We start from the raw sequence: 910 nt of genomic DNA on the forward strand, positions 1-910 counted from the left end.
GTGTAAAATAAACTCTGTCTGAATAGAATTATTTATTAATTTCATTCAGATAGATTATGACAACAAAAGAACAACAAGAATTTGAGAAGAAGGTTCTTGACCAGTTTATGTCTGGCAAAAGCCTTTTTGGAGCCGACGGTGCTTTTGCACCGATGCTAAAGAACGTCATTGAAAAATCCCTTCAGGCAGAGATGGACTCCCATTTGGATAGTGAACAGCGCTCCAAAGGGAATAAGCGCAATGGCAAGGGAAAGAAAAAGCTAAAAAGTGGCTTTGGTTCCTTTGATATTGAAACCCCTGAAGACCGTCAAAGCAGCTTCCAACCGGAACTGGTAAAAAAACGACAGACAATCCTGGCGGATAATCTTTCAGAAAAAATCATCGGTCTTTATGGACTTGGGATGAGTTACCGTGACATCTCGGGGCATATTAAGGAGATGTATGATACCGATATTTCCCATACGATTTTAAGCCAGATTACCGATCAGATCATTCCTGATATCAAAGCCTGGCAAAGCCGTCCTTTAGACCCCCTCTACTGCATTGTTTGGCTTGATGCCATGCATTATAAGGTTAAAGTGGATGGGAAGATTACTCATAAAGCACTTTATAACATCCTGGGTATTACAAAAGAAGGAAAAAAGGAAATTCTGGGAATGTACATTTCCGAGAGTGAAGGTGCTAATTTTTGGCTACAGGTTTTAACCGACCTTCATAACCGTGGATTAGAGGATATCCTGATTGCCTGTACAGATAATCTCAAAGGCTTTACCCAGGCCATCTTAAGCGTATACCCAAAGGCTCAGGTGCAGCTTTGTATTGTACACCAAATCCGTAACTCTCTCAAATATGTAGCCTCGAAGGATCAGAAGGAGTTTATGAAAGACCTGAAGAAAGTGTATAGAGCCGT

The 910-nt window shown here is 40.9% G+C and carries 1 protein-coding gene; it reads left to right on the forward strand.

Features of this window, described 5'->3' with window-relative positions:
• Nucleotides 1-56: 56 nt before the first annotated feature.
• Nucleotides 57-910, forward strand: an 854-nt coding sequence (locus IIF7_RS20615) for an IS256 family transposase (protein WP_084843561.1), incomplete at its 3' end; no start/stop codon positions are given.

Origin of the sequence: Zunongwangia atlantica 22II14-10F7 (assembly GCF_002094855.1) — a bacterium.
Taxonomy (GTDB): Bacteria; Bacteroidota; Bacteroidia; order Flavobacteriales; family Flavobacteriaceae; genus Zunongwangia; species Zunongwangia atlantica.